Genomic DNA, 14,618 nt, shown 5'->3' on the forward strand with positions numbered 1-14,618 from the left:
AGTACGTCCGGGGAGGTACCCCCAGCCGCGTCGGCGTCGGTCACCGACTCCTCCCGTCGCCCTGCGGCACGGGTGGTATCCCACCGCGTCGATGTCCGCGTGTGCCTCGCGGCTGCTCGCACCGGACCCCGATCCCTTGTCCGGCCCGATCCACGGGACAGGTCCCCAGCCACTAGGCTGCGATCATGCTCGTCGCCGCCGCCGTCTGCCCCTGCCCTCCGCTCCTCGTGCCCGACGTGGCCGCCGGCGCCGCGCCCGAACTCGACGCAGCCAGGACCGCGTGCGCGGATGCGCTGAGCGTCCTCGCCGCGTCGCGCCCGGACCGGCTGGTCGTGGTCGGCCCCGCCGAGGTCGACGAGCCGTGGGTGTATCCGCAGGGTGCGCGCGGCTCCTTCAAGGGCTTCGGCGTCGATGTCGGAGTACGCCTCGGGGCACCGGGTGCCGCGGAGCCCGGCTCTGAGGGTCCCGGCTCCGCGGCGCCCGAGCGCGCGCTGCCCGCGTCGCTGGCCGTCGCAGCCTGGCTGCTCGAGCGGGTGCGGTGGGCCGACGCCCCGGTCGAGGGCCTCGGCGTCGACCAGAGGCTGGCGGCGGAGCGCTGCGCGGAGGCCGGCCGTGAGCTCGCCGCCCTGGCGCCGCGCGTCGCGCTGCTGGTCATGGGTGACGGCAGCGCCTGCCGGACGCTGAAGGCGCCCGGCTACCTGGACGAGCGGGCCGCCGCCTTCGATGCCGGAGTGGCCCGTGCCCTGGGCGCGGCGGACACCACGGCGCTCACGGCGCTGGACGCCTCGCTCGCCTACGAACTGAAGGTGGCAGGACGTGCCCCCTGGCAGGTGCTCGCGGGCGCCGCCGAGGGCGCGGACCCGGCCGGGCAGCTGCTCTACGAGGACGCTCCGTACGGCGTCGGCTACTTCGTCGCCGCCTGGTCCTGACAGCGACCGCGCCCAGCGCGGCGCACGGTCCGGTCGACGGCAGACAGGTCCGGTCGACGTTCTGACCGTGGGCGGTGGCCATCGGCGGTGGACGGCGGACGGCCGCGGAGTGAAACGCTCCGCGGCCGTCCGCCTCCGCCCGCGCATCGTTGCGTCGGCGTGTCACCGTCTCAGGAGGCCGGCGGCATCGTCCCCTCGTCCTTGCGCTCGGTGCCCTCGTCCCTGTGGGCGAGACGATCGAGGGCCTCCTTGGCCTTGCCGGTGCCCGACTCGATCTTGTCGCTGTACTTGCCTTTGGTCCGCTGGTCGACCTTCCGCGCGGCCTTGTCCAGACCGTGCTCAAGCTTCTCGATCTTGTCCCCGTGCTTCTCCCCGTGATGGTGCGCGAAGTCGGAGACCTTCTCCTTGGCGGGGGCGAGCTTGGTTTTCAGCGTGTCCAGGAAGCCCATGGGTCACCTTCGCTCGTGCGGATCTATGTGCGGGCGCCCTCTCCGGCCTCGTTGTCCGCGGCCTCCTCGGCGGACTGCTGCTTCGGGATCTCCACGCTCTCCGCGGCGGGTTCCCCCGCCTCCTCGGACGCGGAATCCGAAGTGACCGCAGCCGTCTCGGTCGCCTCAGCGGGCACCGCCCCGGTATCGGACCCGGTGCCGGCCGGGGCCCCGCCCTCGGAATCGGATGCGGCCGTCGGAGTGCCGGCCGCGCCCTCCTCGGTTGACGCCTCGGCAGTTCCCTTGCCCTTCCGACGAAACCTTGCAAAAACGCCCATAACTACTCCATAGCGTACTCGTGTGGGTGAAATTCCGCCCTGCCCGGGGCGTCCCATTGCCCCGCCCGGGGCCGCTGGTTCGGAAGGCGACGGCCGGAGCCTCGCAACAGGCAACGACCCCGATCGTGTGCCGTCACCTAGCTCGTTCGGGGACGGTCCGTGAGGTTTGCGAGACTGGGGAAGTGAGAAGTGCAGCTCCCGCACCGCGGGTCATCGCCGTCGTCGGTCCCACAGCGGCCGGAAAGTCCGATCTGGGCGTTCATCTGGCCCAGCAGCTCGGTGGCGAGGTGGTCAACGCCGACTCGATGCAGCTGTACCGCGGGATGGACATCGGCACCGCCAAACTGACCCCGCAGGAGCGCGGCGGCATCCCGCACCACCTCCTCGACATCTGGGACGTCACGGAGACGGCGAGCGTCGCCGAATACCAGAGGCTGGCCCGCGCGGAGATCGACCGGCTGCTCGCCGAAGGCCGCACGCCCGTCCTCGTCGGCGGCTCCGGACTGTACGTACGCGGGGCGATCGACGCCCTCGAGTTCCCCGGTACCGACCCCGAGGTCCGGGCACGCCTGGAGGCCGAGCTCGAGGAGCGCGGCTCCGGCGTCCTGCACGCCCGCCTTGCCGCCGCCGACCCCGACGCGGCCCGTGCGATCCTCCCGAGCAACGGGCGCCGCATCGTCCGCGCCCTGGAGGTCATCGAGATCACCGGCAGGCCCTTCACCGCGAACCTCCCCGGCCATGACGCCGTGTACGACACGGTTCAGATCGGCGTCGACGTCGAGCGCCCCGAGCTCGACGAGCGCATCGCCCTGCGCGTGGACCGCATGTGGGAGGCGGGGCTCGTCGACGAGGTGCGCGTCCTGGAGGCACAGGGACTGCGTGAGGGGCGCACCGCATCACGCGCCCTCGGCTACCAGCAGGTGCTCGCGGCGCTCACGGGGGAGTGCACCGAGGACGAGGCGCGCGCCGAGACCGTACGCGCCACCAAACGCTTCGCGCGCCGCCAGGACTCGTGGTTCCGCCGCGACCCGCGCGTCCACTGGCTGAGCGGGGCCGCCGCTGACCGGGAGGAACTCGCTGAGCATGCCCTGGCGTTGGTCGAACGAGCGGTCACAGCCTGATCACGTGATGGCATCGGGACGCCCTGCTCGTCATTCAGGCGCCCGGCGTCATGCCATCATCAAGCATCGATCCACCAGTGGAGTCCGAGTTGGGAGGGCGCGTGGCGATGGAGGCCGGCCCTCGCGAAAGAGATCAGGAAGCACGGCGGGACGCGGCGCGTCTGAGCCCGGACGGTCCTGACGACGCTCTGGACGTCAGGCTGGACCTGCCGGCGGACGACGCCGGGACCGGGGTCGTGGTCGGCGCGGAGGTCGAGGTCGAGCTCCGCCCGCAGCGCCGCCTGAGGATCTGGCAGCTCGCCCCCATCGTGGGACTCGCGGCCGTCGGCTCGCTCATGTTCGCGTTCCCCCTCGCCTTCGGCTCGGGCGACGGCGGCGCGGTCGTCGCCATGCTCGGACTCCTGATCAGCAGCTGCGCCGCCGGCTGGGGCATGATGGCCGCCCGCCGCGTCGGCCACACCTGGCCGGGGCTGCCCGCCCGGGGCTCGGGCGAGCGACCCGACTGGCGCGTGATCGCGCTCTACGTCGTCGTCGTCGGCGCGCTGGTTGCGCTTGCCGTCTGGCGGGTCGCCCGGCTCCGCTGAACCCGGACCGCGCGCTACCAGGCTGCGCCGAGTGCCGGAGTTCCGCGCCCGGTACCGGCCCCGCCCCGTACGATGGGGAAGTGACCATCTCCGAGACCCCGCCGATCACCTTCCTCAAGGGCCACGGCACCGAGAACGACTTCGTGATCGTCCCGGACCCGGACAACGTGATCGAACTGTCCGCGTCCGTCGTCGCCAGGCTGTGCGACCGCCGCGCGGGCATCGGAGGGGACGGCCTGCTGCGCGTCGTGCGCTCAGCCGCGCACCCCGAGGCGCGCTCCCGGGCAGGCGACGCCGAGTGGTTCATGGACTACTGGAACGCGGACGGCTCGATCGCGGAGATGTGCGGCAACGGCGTGCGCGTCTTCGCCCGCTATCTGCAGCACGCCGGCCTGGCCGACGCGGGTGATCTCGCGGTCGCCACGCGCGGCGGCGTGAAGCGGGTGCACATCGACAAGGCGGTGTCCGACAGCGGCTCCGCCGGGGGCGACATCACGGTCTCCATGGGTCGCGCCGTCCTCCCCGAGGAAGGCGTCACGGTCAGCGTCGGCGGCCGCAGCTGGCCGGCCCGCAACGTGAACATGGGCAATCCGCACGCGGTCGCCTTCGTCGAGGACCTGGACCACGCGGGCGACCTGCTCTCCGTACCGCCCTTCTCCCCGCCCGAGGTGTATCCCGAAGGGGTGAACGTCGAGTTCGTCGTCGACCGCGGCCCGCGCCACGTCGCCATGCGCGTGCACGAGCGCGGCTCCGGCGAGACCCGCTCGTGCGGCACCGGTGCCTGCGCCGTCGCCGTCGCGGCGGCGCGCAGGGACGGCGCCGACCCGGCCGTCACCGGGACCCCGGTGACGTACACGGTGGATCTTCCCGGCGGTCGCCTGGTGATCACCGAACACCCCGACGGCGAGGTCGAGATGACCGGCCCGGCCGTGATCGTCGCCGAGGGACGGATCGACCCCGGCCTGATGAACCCGGCCTGACGCGCTCCCGGGCTGCCGTGCCCCCGGCCTGACCGACACGGCCCGATCGACCCGCGGGCGCGGTCCGGATGGGTCGGACAGCCAAACGGCAGTCGCATAGAGCTTCGCTCGAATGGGTGATCCGGTTCACGCTGAGCGAGAGCCGGACTCCGCCACGTGGTGGGCTCGGTAGCATCAAGCACCGGCCCGGAGGGCAAGCCTGCCCCTCCCGCCGCCGGTCGACGCTGCCGGAGGTGCCCCATGAGTGCAGAGGCCACCAATCCTGATGCGCCCAGTCGCCGGCGCGGCCGCCCGAGGATCGACCTCCGCCGGCTGGGCAGGGCCGCGCTGCTCGGCCCTGCGGCACGGGACCGGCTGCCCGACGCGATCGGCCATGTCGCCGACGCGCACCGCGCCCACCACCCCGACGCCGATCTCGCCATCCTGCACCGGGCGTACGTCCTCGCCGAGTCCTCGCACCGCGGCCAGTTCCGCAAGAGCGGCGAGCCGTACATCACGCACCCGCTCGCCGTGACGCTCATCCTCGCCGAACTGGGCGCGGAGACCACGACATTGACGGCGTCGCTGCTCCACGACACCGTCGAGGACACCGAGGTGACGCTCGACCAGGTGCGCGCCGAGTTCGGCGACGAGGTCTGCTACCTCGTCGACGGCGTCACCAAACTCGAGAAGGTCGACTACGGGGCCGCGGCCGAACCCGAGACCTTCCGCAAGATGCTCGTCGCCACCGGCAACGACGTCCGCGTCATGTCGATCAAACTGGCCGACCGGCTGCACAACATGCGCACGCTGGGCGTGATGCGCCCCGAGAAACAGGCCCGCATCGCCAAGGTGACCAGGGACGTGCTCATCCCGCTCGCCGAACGGCTCGGCGTACAGGCCCTCAAGACGGAACTGGAGGATCTGGTCTTCGCGATCCTCCACCCCGAGGAGTACGAACGCACGCGCGCCCTCATCGCGGAGAACGCCGATGCGGCCGACGCCCTCGGCGCCATCGCCGAGAGCGTGCGCACGGTGCTGCGGGAAGCCGGGATCCAGGCCGAAGTCGTCATCCGGCCCCGCCACTTCGTCTCCGTGCACCGTGTCAGGCTCAAGCGCGGCGAGCTGCGCGGGTCGGACTTCGGGAGACTGCTCGTCCTGGTCGGCGAGGACGCCGACTGCTACGCGGTCCTCGGCGAGCTGCACACCTGCTTCACCCCGCTGATCTCGGAGTTCAAGGACTTCATCGCCGCCCCGAAGTTCAACCTCTACCAATCGCTGCACACCGCCGTCGCCGGCCCCGACGGTGCCGTGGCCGAAGTCCTCATCCGGACGCACCAGATGCACAAGGTCGCCGAGGCAGGCGTGATCGCCCTGGGAAATCCGTACGCGGCGGCGGACGGCCCCGAGACGGTCGGCCCGGGGACGACGGGCGGCCACGGGCCGGACGAGGCCCGGCGCACGGAACAGGTGGAGCACGCCGACGGCGAGCGTGCCGACCCGACCCGGCCCGGCTGGCTCTCGCGACTGCTGGCATGGCAGGAATCCGCCCCCGACCCCGACACCTTCTGGACCTCGCTGCAGGCGGACCTCGCTCAGGACCGCGAGATCACCGTCTTCCGCGCCGACGGCGGCACGCTGGGCCTCACCGCCGGGGCGACCTGCGTGGACGCCGCGTACGCGCAGTACGGCGAGGAGGCGCACGCCTGCATCGGGGCCCGCGTCAACGGCAGGCTCGTCACCCTCAGCACCCAGCTCGGCGACGGCGACACCGTCCAGTTGCTGCTCACCCAGGACGCCGCATCGGGGCCGTCGCCCGAATGGCTCGACCACGCCCGCACGCCCGCCGCGCGGATCGCCATCAGCCGCTGGCTGGCCGAGCACCCGGAGGGCGCGAAGCCGCCGGCCGCCGCCCCTCGCGCGCCCATGGCCGCGGCCGTCACCGCGGGCCGGCGCGCCGCCGCGAACGCGGTCACCGACCTGCCGGGCGCGAGCGCACGCCTTGCCGGCTGTTGCACCCCCGTACCACCCGATGCGATCACCGGCTTCGCGGTGCGCGGCGGCGCCGTCACCGTGCACCGCGTGGAGTGCCCTGCGGTGTCCCGGATGCGAGGGCTCGGGCGGGTGCCCGTCGGTGTGCACTGGGGCGACGCGGCCGAGTGCCGGGTCACGCTCGTCGCCGAATCGTTCGGACGGCCGCGACTGCTCGCAGATCTCACCGAGGTCATCGCGACGGCGGGCGCGGCGATCGTCTCCGCCACGGTCGAGCCGCCGAGCGAGCAGCGCGTACGGCACACGTACACACTGCAGCTCCCGGACGCGGCCGGGCTTCCGACCCTGATGCGGGCGATGCGGGACGTGCCCGGAGTGTACGACGTGAGCCGCGCCCAGCATCCGGCGGCCGCGACCTGATCGGCAGGTGCGGGCACATGCTGCGGGCGGCCCGCGCGGACGCCAGCCGCATGCCCGTCGCGGCCGGCCCGCCGCCGGTGGAGCCCGTTCGGGTGGGGCGCGGAGCGCGTCGTCGTCATATAGAACGATCACGCTGGTAACGGTGGTGCATGCCGCTCACCTCTCGACGCCTTCGAGGCGCACTGCTCGCCGCCGCCTCGGTCACCCTGGTGGCCGCCGCCCTGCCCGTGCCCGAACCCGTACCGCTCGGCATCGGCGATCCGCTCTACCCGCACCTCGGCAACCCGGGGTACGACGTCCTCACGTACGACATCGCGTTCACCTATGGCGGCTCGAACAACAAGCCCCTGGACGCCGTCACGAAGATCGACGCGCGGGCGACCGAGCGCCTGGAGCGGATCAATCTCGACTTCACCCGCGGCGCGGTGCGGACGGTACAGGTGAACGGCCGCAGTGCCGAGTTCGCGACCGCCGGTGAGGACCTCGTCATCGCGCCGGCCGGCGGGGCGATTGCAGCGGGTGCGCCGATGAGCATCACCATCTCCCACACCAGCGACCCGAAGGGCAAGGGGGACGGCGGCTGGGTCCGTACCGAGGACGGGCTGGCGATGGCGAACCAGGCCGATGCCGCCCACCGCGTCTTCCCCTGCAACGACCACCCCGCCGACAAGGCCTACTTCACGTTCCGTATCACAGCTCCCGCCGAGCTGACGGCCGTGGCCAACGGACTGCTGACGGCGAAAGCCCGGGTCGGATCGACCAACACCTGGCTCTACCAGATCCGGCACCCGATGGCGACCGAGCTCGCCCAGGTCAGCATCGGCAAGTCGTCCGTCCTCCACCGCCAGGGCCCGCACGGACTGCCCGTGCGGGACGTCGTACCGACGGCCGACCGCGACAGCCTCCAACCCTGGCTCAAGAAGACGCCCGGGCACATCGAGTGGATGGAGAGCAAGGTCGGGCCCTACCCCTTCGAGAACTACGGCCTGCTGGTCGCCGCCGCCGACACCGGCTTCGAGCTGGAGACACAGACGCTCTCGCTCTTCGAGCGGTCGCTGTTCACACGCCCCGAATTCCCCGAGTGGTACGTCGACTCGATCATGGTGCACGAGCTGGCCCACCAGTGGTTCGGGAACAGCGTCACGCCGCGCCGCTGGTCGGACCTCTGGCTCAACGAGGGACATGCCACCTGGTACGAGGCCCTGTACGCGGAGGAGCACGCGAAGCGGCCCGTGGAGGAGCGGATGCGTCACGCGTACACGCAGTCGGACGCCTGGCGTGCGGCGGGCGGGCCGCCCGCCGCACCCGCACCGTCGGAGCCGGGCCGGCAGATCGGGCTCTTCCGGCCGGTGGTGTACGACGGCAGTGCGCTGGTGTTGTACGCGCTCCGGCAGGAGATCGGCAAGAGCGCGTTCGAGCGGCTGGAGCGCCACTGGGTCGCCGAGCACAGGGATGCGACGGCGACGACGGCGGACTTCACGCAGCTCGCATCAAGGGTGGCCGGCCGTGACCTGTCCGGCTTCTTCAAGGCGTGGTTGTACGGGAGGAAGACCCCGAAGATGCCCGGACACGCCGACTGGCGCAGCGCGGCACCGGAGGCGAAGCCGTAAAACCGGGGTGACGGCCGTGTGGGCACCGTGCGACCATCGACACATCGGGCGGTGCCGCCGGGCGATGACCCTCACAGGGCCGGTGCCGGAGTCCATTGGGAATCTTTCCGGCCCGTCACGCGTTGTGACCGGCGTACTGTACTTCCCGTACCGTGTTTCCATCGACGTAAGGATCCAATGACCTCCTCTTCATCCCCTTCCAGGAACGCGCAGAGCTTCGCGGACACGAACCGCACCGAGAGCCTTCGGGCCGATGCCCTGATGGAAGAGGACGTCGCCTGGAGCTACGAGATCGACGGAGAACGGGACGGCGAGCAGTTCGACCGCACCGAGCGTGCCGCGCTGCGACGTGTGGCGGGCCTCTCCACCGAGCTCGAGGACGTCACCGAGGTCGAGTACCGGCAGCTGCGCCTGGAGCGCGTGGTGCTGGTCGGCGTCTGGACCTCGGGCACCGCCCAGGACGCGGAGAACTCGCTGGCCGAGCTCGCTGCGCTCGCGGAGACGGCGGGCGCACTCGTGCTCGACGGTGTCATCCAGCGCCGTGACAAGCCGGACCCGGCCACGTACATCGGCTCGGGCAAGGCGGAGGAGCTGCGCGACATCGTGCTCGAGACCGGGGCCGACACTGTCGTCTGCGACGGCGAACTGAGCCCCGGCCAGCTGATCCACCTCGAGGACGTCGTCAAGGTCAAGGTGGTCGACCGCACCGCCCTGATCCTCGACATCTTCGCGCAGCATGCCAAGTCCCGAGAGGGCAAGGCGCAGGTGGCGCTGGCACAGATGCAGTACATGCTGCCCCGGCTGCGGGGCTGGGGTCAGTCATTGTCCCGGCAGATGGGCGGCGGCAAGGGCGGCGGCCTCGCCACCCGAGGCCCCGGTGAGACCAAGATCGAGACGGACCGGCGCCGGATCCGCGAGAAGATGGCGAAGATGCGCCGGGAGATCGCGGAGATGAAGACGGGCCGCGAGATCAAGCGCCAGGAGCGCCGGCGGAACAAGGTCCCGTCGGTCGCGATCGCGGGCTACACGAACGCGGGCAAGTCGTCGCTGCTCAACCGCCTCACCGGCGCCGGCGTCCTGGTGGAGAACGCGCTGTTCGCCACCCTCGACCCGACCGTGCGCCGGGCCGAGACTCCGAGCGGCAGGCTCTACACGCTGGCGGACACCGTCGGATTCGTCCGGCATCTGCCGCACCACCTGGTCGAGGCGTTCCGCTCCACCATGGAGGAGGTCGGCGACGCCGATCTGATCCTGCACGTGGTGGACGGCTCGCATCCGGCTCCGGAGGAGCAGCTCGCCGCCGTGCGCGAGGTGATCCGCGATGTCGGCGCGCTGGACGTGCCCGAGATCGTGGTGATCAACAAGGCGGACGCGGCCGATCCGCTGGTGCTGCAACGCCTGCTGCGGATCGAGCGGCGCGCGATCGCCGTGTCGGCCCGGACGGGCCGGGGCATCGACGAACTGCTCGCGGTGATCGACGCCGAACTGCCGCGGCCCGAGGTCGAGATCGAGGTCCTCGTGCCGTACACGCGGGGTGCGCTCGTGTCGCGGGTGCACGCCGAGGGCGAGGTGCTCTCCGAGGAACACACCTCCGAGGGCACGCTGCTCAAGGCGCGCGTCCACGAGGAGCTGGCCGCGGCACTCGGTCCGTACGTACTGGCGGCGCGCTGACCTGCGCGCCGCCGCAGGACACACGCCGGCCGGCGGCGCAGGACGCAACGAAGGCCCGCTCCCTCCGGATGAGGGGGCGGGCCTTCGGCCGTTCACATGCGCCGACGAGCGTCCGGGGTCACTGGCCCGCGAACTTGTCGCTCATCGTCGTGTAGATCTGCTCGGCGCCCTCGCCGAGGCGCGGTCCGGCCAGCCAGCCGGCCGTCACCGGGCCGATGGACGTGTTGGACACGAGCGCCAGCTTGCCGTCCGGCTGCTCGGCGAACCAGCCGCCACCGGAGGAACCGCCGGTCATGGTGCAGCCGATGCGCCACATCGTCGGCGTACCGGGGCTGATGGACAGCCGCCCGGGGCGGTCGACGCACTTGTGCATGAGCAGGCCGTCGAACGGCGGCGCGGCCGGGTAGCCCCAGGCGCCCATCGCGTCGATGTCCTTCGCCTCGGGGGCGTCGAAATCGACGTCGAGGGCGACGCCCACGGTCTCCTCGATGGACTTGCTGCCCTTCTCAGGCTTCACGTGCATCACGGCGTAGTCGTACGGAGCGCCCTCGCCGCCCGTCGGGCCGCCCTGGGTGATCCACTCGGCGGAGGTCGCGACCCAGTCGGCCCAGTAGACACCGTACGGTGCGATCTCCTGCGCCTTCGCGTTCTCCAGCTCGGCCGACGACTTGCCGAGGTCGTTGTAGGCCGGGACGAACGCCATGTTGCGGTACCAGCCGCCCGCCTTGCCCGCGTGCACGCAGTGCCCGGCGGTCCAGACGAGGTTGGACCTGCCCGGGGCCTTCGGGTCCTTGATCACGGTGGCCGAGCAGACCATCGTGCCCTCGGGAGCGTCGAAGAACACCTTGCCGACCGGCGCCGCGTTCTTGTGGTACGGCTTCGCCTCCGGCACTGCCTTCACGGGCGCCGGCTCCGGGTCCGTGACGCCCTGGTCGCCCGAGATGTCAGCGGCGGCCATGGTCTTCTGAGGGGACTTGGCCTCCTTCATCCGCTCGGGCTTCCACAGGCCTTCGATCACCGGGTTGACGAAGTCCTTGGCCTCACGCAGCCATGTGTCCTTGTCCCAGTTCTTCCACTCGCCGTTCTTCCACTTGTCCAGGTCGACGCCGTGCTCCTTGAGCTTGTCGGCCAGGTCGGCGGGGAGGGCGGCGTCACCACTGCCGTTCCCCGCCGTCGCGGATGCGGCGGGCTTGTCGGCCGCGCCGTTCTCAGTCGGGCCGCAGGCCGTGGCCGACAGCGAGAGGACCGCGGCAAGGCCGGTGACGGCCAGCAGCGGACGTATGGATCGCATGGAAACGAGTCCCCCTGATGTGAATTGCCATGAGCGTGTCACGTGACAGGCGCGCGAAAGGGCGGTCGTCAGCGGACCGCCCGTGGTGCGCCTCCACTCTAAGCCCGGGCTGTGCACGCCCAGTTGACGGGCCGTCCTCCTGCACGGAGTCTCCACGCGCCGGCCGCCGAGCGTGGATCCGGGCAGCCGAGCGGATGTTCCGCGCGCCACGGGCAACCGAGCGGATGTCGCGCGCGCCACGGGGCGGCGGTCCGGACGTCGCGCGGACCCGGCAACGGGAACGCGAAGGGGCCTCCGGACTCGCTTCGGAGGCCCCTTCGGACAGGCTTCGCGCGGCGCGCTACCGGCTCCCCGCTACCGGCCCGCGAACTTCTCGCTGACCGCGTCGTAGATGCCCTTGGCCTCGGGGCCGAGCCGCGGCCCCGCCAGCCAGCCGGCCGTCACCGGGCCGATGGACGTGTTCGACACCAGGGCGGGCTTCCCGTCCCGGCCTGCCGCGACCCAGCCGCCGCCCGACGAACCGCCGGTCATCGTGCAGCCGATGCGGTACATCGTCGGCTGGTCCGCCTTGAGGGACAGTCGGCCCGGCTGGTCCTCGCACCGGAACATCCGCTCACCGTCGAACGGCGGCGCGGCCGGATACCCCGTCGCCGTCATGCTGCTGATCTTCGGCGCGGCCGGGGCGTTGAACTCCACCGGAAGTGCCGAACCGACCGTCTCCTCCAGCGACTTGCCGGTGCTGCCCTTCTCCGGTGTCACATGGATCACGGCGAAGTCGTACGGCGCGCCCTGTCCGCCGGTCGCGGCACCCTGGGCGATCCACTGCTCGGAGGTCTGTGCCCAGTCGCCCCACCAGACACCGAACGGAGCAAGCTCCTCCTTCGTCGGCTTCCCCTGCTCCGCGGCCGACTTGGCGTCGTTGTTGTACGAGGGAACGAAGGCGATGTTGCGGAACCAGCCGCCCTCCTTGCCCGCGTGCACACAGTGGCCGGCGGTCCACACCAGGTTGGACTTGCCGGGGTTCGCCGGGTCCTTCACCACCGTCGCCGAGCAGACCATCGAGCCCTGCGGTCCGTCGAAGAAGACCTTCCCCGCCTCGGGCACGTTGTCGTGGTACTGCGCCTTCACGGCCTGCGCCTCGACCGGCTGCGGCGTCGGGTCGGTGACACCCTCGTCGCCGGAGATGTCCTCCTCCTCGACCGGCTGGTCGGGCTGCTGGGCGTCCCGCATCCGGTCCGGGTCCCAGAGGTCCTCGATGATCGGGTTCACGAAGTCCTTGGCCTCACGCAGCCAGGTCTCCTTGTCCCAGTTCTTCCACTCGCCGTTCTTCCACTTGTCCAGGTCGATCCCGTGCTCCTTGAGCCGGTCCTTGAGATCGTCCGGGATCGTGATCTTGCCGTCGGCGGTCGGGACGCTCGCGCTGGGCGTGCCCCCCGCGTTGTCCTCGCTCGGACCACAGGCCGTGGCCGTCAGCGCGAGCGCCGCGGCGACAGCGGCAGCAGCGAGCGCCGGAGTTCTGCGACCGGCACTCCTCCCACGGCGTGCTGCGAAGGTCGGGCGATTGAGTCGCATGTCGAGATCCCCCTGGGACTTCATGAATTCCGTACCTGTTGAGACGAGTTGCGTCGCACCCCCGGTGAGCCTCTTCGGCGCCGGAAGTGCAGCCCTCCACTATGCCGGTGCCGATGGGGACGGTGTGCGGCAGGGGCGTGGTTCCCCCGCCGCAACGATCTTTCCGAGAACCGTGATCCCTTGGTGCCGCCGTCGTTGGTACGTACGGGCGACACAAGGTCAGCGTTCAGCCCCGCGGTGCGGCGGAGAAGCACCGTACCGACGTGGAACGCAACTGTGACAGCTGGAGGACACAGACCCGTGGCCGTGACCGAACCTGCCCCGGTGGCGCAGCCCTCCGCGCACGAAGGGATCCTCCGGCGCCAGTCGCTCCGCGAGTCGGCGGCCCGTACGTATGCGCGCTCGCTACCGATCGTTCCCGTACGGGCCAGAGGGCTGACGATCGAGGGGGCGGACGGCCGGCGCTACCTCGACTGCCTCTCGGGCGCGGGCACCCTGGCCCTCGGTCACAACCATCCCGTCGTCCTGGAGGCGATCAGGAAGGTCCTCGACTCGGGTGCGCCCCTGCATGTCCTCGACCTTGCGACCCCGGTCAAGGACGCCTTCACCACAGAGCTGTTCGCCACCCTACCGCGCGCGCTCGCCGACAACGCCCGCATCCAGTTCTGCGGACCGGCCGGCACCGACGCGGTCGAAGCGGCCTTCAAACTCGTCCGCACCGCCACCGGCCGCACGGGACTGCTCGCTTTCACCGGCGCCTACCACGGCATGACGGCCGGGGCCCTCGACGCCTCGGGCGGCGCGACCGAGGTTCGTGTGACCCGGCTGCCGTACCCGCAGAACTACCGCTGCCCGTTCGGGATCGGCGGCGAGCGCGGCGCCGAACTCGCCGCCCGCTGGACCGAGAACCTCCTCGACGACCCCAAGGGAGGCGTCCCCGCCCCGGCCGGAATGGTCCTCGAACCGGTGCAGGGCGAAGGCGGCGTCATCCCGGCGCCCGACGCCTGGATGCGACGGATGCGCAACATCACCGCGTCCCGCGACATCCCGCTGATCGCCGACGAGGTGCAGACCGGTGTAGGGCGCACCGGGACCTTCTGGGCAGTCGAGCACAGCGGGATCGTGCCCGATGTGATGGTCATGTCCAAGGCCATCGGCGGCTCCCTTCCCCTGGCCGTCATCGTCTACCGCTCGGACCTCGACGCTTGGCAACCAGGAGCCCACGCCGGGACGTTCCGCGGAAACCAGCTCGCCATGGCCGCAGGCGCCGCCACCCTCGCCTACGTTCGCGAGAACCGTCTCGCCGAACGGGCCGCCACCCTCGGCGCCCGTATGCTCGGCCGGCTCCAGGGCCTCGCTGCGACCCACCGCTGCATCGGCGACGTACGCGGCCGAGGCCTCATGATCGGCGTCGAACTCGTCGACCCGGACCTCGACATCCCGCATGCCGTTGCCCCGCCGCCCGACACCGCGCTCGCCGCCGCGGTCCAGCAGGAATGCCTGCGCCGCGGGCTCATCGTCGAACTCGGCGGCCGCCACTCGGGCGTGGTCCGCCTGCTCCCTCCTCTCACCCTCACCGACGAACAGGCCATGGCGGTCCTCGACCGTTTCGCCGATGCCCTGGCAGCGGCCGAACGTTCCCCCCACCGCCGGAACCCCACCGGACCGGCTCACTGATCCCGTCTCGAGATCCCGGACGACAT

At 71.4% G+C, this 14,618-nt stretch carries 12 protein-coding genes; 8 read left to right on the plus strand and 4 right to left on the minus strand.

Going from position 1 to position 14,618, the window contains the following annotated elements; translation table 11 throughout:
* Nucleotides 1–185 precede the first annotated feature (185 nt).
* Nucleotides 186–929, plus strand: a complete 744-nt coding sequence (locus ABT078_RS19375; protein WP_351229219.1) for a class III extradiol dioxygenase subunit B-like domain-containing protein — start codon at nucleotides 186–188, stop codon at nucleotides 927–929.
* A 170-nt stretch (nucleotides 930–1,099) separates the two neighbouring features.
* On the opposite strand, the gene ABT078_RS19380 is transcribed toward ABT078_RS19375, so the two are convergent.
* Nucleotides 1,100–1,378 carry an antitoxin gene (locus ABT078_RS19380; RefSeq protein ID WP_351229221.1) on the minus strand — a complete coding sequence of 93 codons (279 nt, stop codon included), beginning with the start codon at nucleotides 1,376–1,378 and terminating at the stop codon, nucleotides 1,100–1,102.
* Between the two features lie 23 nt (nucleotides 1,379–1,401).
* Nucleotides 1,402–1,554 carry a gliding motility protein gene (locus ABT078_RS19385; RefSeq protein ID WP_351229223.1) on the minus strand — a complete coding sequence of 51 codons (153 nt, stop codon included), beginning with the start codon at nucleotides 1,552–1,554 and terminating at the stop codon, nucleotides 1,402–1,404.
* Nucleotides 1,555–1,877: 323 nt separating this feature from the next.
* On the opposite strand from ABT078_RS19385, the gene miaA reads away from it, so the two are divergent.
* From miaA to hflX, 6 genes are all read left to right on the plus strand, one after another.
* Nucleotides 1,878–2,816, plus strand: coding sequence for a tRNA (adenosine(37)-N6)-dimethylallyltransferase MiaA (gene miaA, locus ABT078_RS19390; protein WP_351229225.1), 939 nt, complete (start codon nucleotides 1,878–1,880; stop codon nucleotides 2,814–2,816).
* 107 nt (nucleotides 2,817–2,923) lie between these two features.
* On the plus strand, nucleotides 2,924–3,400 hold the full coding sequence (locus tag ABT078_RS19395) for a hypothetical protein (RefSeq protein WP_351229322.1): 477 nt from the start codon (nucleotides 2,924–2,926) through the stop codon (nucleotides 3,398–3,400).
* An 80-nt stretch (nucleotides 3,401–3,480) separates the two neighbouring features.
* Nucleotides 3,481–4,380 (plus strand): diaminopimelate epimerase, encoded by a 900-nt coding sequence (gene dapF / locus ABT078_RS19400; RefSeq protein ID WP_351229227.1) that lies wholly within the window; start codon nucleotides 3,481–3,483, stop codon nucleotides 4,378–4,380.
* A 240-nt stretch (nucleotides 4,381–4,620) separates the two neighbouring features.
* Nucleotides 4,621–6,771, plus strand: coding sequence for a RelA/SpoT family protein (locus tag ABT078_RS19405; RefSeq protein ID WP_351229229.1), 2,151 nt, complete (start codon nucleotides 4,621–4,623; stop codon nucleotides 6,769–6,771).
* Between the two features lie 149 nt (nucleotides 6,772–6,920).
* Entirely contained in the window at nucleotides 6,921–8,381 is a 1,461-nt protein-coding gene (locus tag ABT078_RS19410) for a M1 family metallopeptidase (protein WP_351229231.1), read from the plus strand.
* Nucleotides 8,382–8,558: 177 nt separating this feature from the next.
* Complete coding sequence (gene hflX / locus ABT078_RS19415; protein WP_351229233.1) at nucleotides 8,559–10,052, plus strand: GTPase HflX; 1,494 nt, start codon at nucleotides 8,559–8,561, stop codon at nucleotides 10,050–10,052.
* Between the two features lie 118 nt (nucleotides 10,053–10,170).
* Here the strand turns inward: hflX and ABT078_RS19420 are convergent, their stop codons facing one another.
* Nucleotides 10,171–11,343 (minus strand): trypsin-like serine peptidase, encoded by a 1,173-nt coding sequence (locus ABT078_RS19420; RefSeq protein ID WP_351229235.1) that lies wholly within the window; start codon nucleotides 11,341–11,343, stop codon nucleotides 10,171–10,173.
* A 354-nt stretch (nucleotides 11,344–11,697) separates the two neighbouring features.
* A complete protein-coding gene (locus ABT078_RS19425; protein ID WP_351229237.1) occupies nucleotides 11,698–12,915 on the minus strand; it encodes a trypsin-like serine peptidase in 1,218 nt (405 codons plus the stop codon).
* A gap of 300 nt (nucleotides 12,916–13,215) precedes the next feature.
* On the opposite strand from ABT078_RS19425, the gene ABT078_RS19430 reads away from it, so the two are divergent.
* Nucleotides 13,216–14,592 (plus strand): diaminobutyrate--2-oxoglutarate transaminase family protein, encoded by a 1,377-nt coding sequence (locus ABT078_RS19430; RefSeq protein WP_351229239.1) that lies wholly within the window; start codon nucleotides 13,216–13,218, stop codon nucleotides 14,590–14,592.
* Nucleotides 14,593–14,618 lie beyond the last annotated feature (26 nt).

The sequence above is a fragment of the Streptomyces sp. NPDC002133 genome (genome assembly GCF_040296405.1).
In the GTDB taxonomy this organism is placed as follows: Bacteria; Actinomycetota; Actinomycetes; order Streptomycetales; family Streptomycetaceae; genus Streptomyces.

Coding starts and splice junctions, on each gene's coding strand:
- hflX (WP_351229233.1), top strand. CDS start 8,559: ATGACCTCCTCTTCATCCCCTTCCAGGAACGCGCAGAGCTTCGCGGAC.
- ABT078_RS19425 (WP_351229237.1), bottom strand. CDS start 12,915: ATGCGACTCAATCGCCCGACCTTCGCAGCACGCCGTGGGAGGAGTGCC.
- ABT078_RS19405 (WP_351229229.1), top strand. CDS start 4,621: ATGAGTGCAGAGGCCACCAATCCTGATGCGCCCAGTCGCCGGCGCGGC.
- ABT078_RS19375 (WP_351229219.1), top strand. CDS start 186: ATGCTCGTCGCCGCCGCCGTCTGCCCCTGCCCTCCGCTCCTCGTGCCC.
- ABT078_RS19395 (WP_351229322.1), top strand. CDS start 2,924: ATGGAGGCCGGCCCTCGCGAAAGAGATCAGGAAGCACGGCGGGACGCG.
- ABT078_RS19380 (WP_351229221.1), bottom strand. CDS start 1,378: ATGGGCTTCCTGGACACGCTGAAAACCAAGCTCGCCCCCGCCAAGGAG.
- ABT078_RS19410 (WP_351229231.1), top strand. CDS start 6,921: ATGCCGCTCACCTCTCGACGCCTTCGAGGCGCACTGCTCGCCGCCGCC.
- ABT078_RS19420 (WP_351229235.1), bottom strand. CDS start 11,343: ATGCGATCCATACGTCCGCTGCTGGCCGTCACCGGCCTTGCCGCGGTC.